This is a genomic window from Psychrobacter sp. 1U2, from assembly GCF_051847575.1.
Genome location: NZ_JBPYDC010001642.1, coordinates 1 through 551, shown reverse-complemented (window position 1 = coordinate 551; position 551 = coordinate 1). Strand labels below are relative to the sequence as shown.

General features: G+C 43.4%; 2 protein-coding genes. Both read left to right on the top strand.

Annotated elements, in window-relative coordinates:
• On the top strand, positions 1 to 325 hold a 325-nt coding region (locus ACS8FD_RS23625; RefSeq protein ID WP_459252185.1), incomplete at its 5' end, for a cupin domain-containing protein.
• A 46-nt stretch (positions 326 to 371) separates the two neighbouring features.
• The coding region (locus ACS8FD_RS23620; RefSeq protein WP_439277642.1) for an NAD(P)-binding protein at positions 372 to 551 on the top strand (180 nt) is incomplete at its 3' end.

Genomic DNA, 551 nt, shown 5'->3' with positions numbered 1-551 from the left:
AAACTGGCAATGGATCGGCAATCGTGAGGTGTGTGCTTTATTTTTGAACGATAGTGAACAGGTGAGCTTGCAGCGGCTGAGCGCAGATGATGCATTGTTTACAAAAGATCTTATGACTCACACAGTGGCAGGTGGCGCAGAGCTGTTGGTGGTCGAAGGTACGCTGCTAGAAGGCGACCAAACCTATAAACAAGATAGCTGGCTACGCTTGCCCGCAGGTGCGCAGCCACAGATAAAAGCAGGTGAGGAAGGCGCTACGGTCTATGTTAAGACTGGACATCTTGCTCACGTCATTGGCGCAGATATCGAAGGTTTAGACGTTTAATGAGCTAAAGCATGTTATCCATAATTTAAGATGTTAAGCGCTTTCAATGAAAAATAAAAAGAAAACTTCTATGCAAAAATTAGATATAACAAATGTACCTGTAGCAATTATCGGTGGTGGTTTGAGTGGTCTATATGCGGCTTATTTATTAGAGCAAAAAGGCATTGATTATATATTGTTAGAAGCGCGTGATAGTTTGGGCGGTCGCATTCTCGCTAGTAAGCTT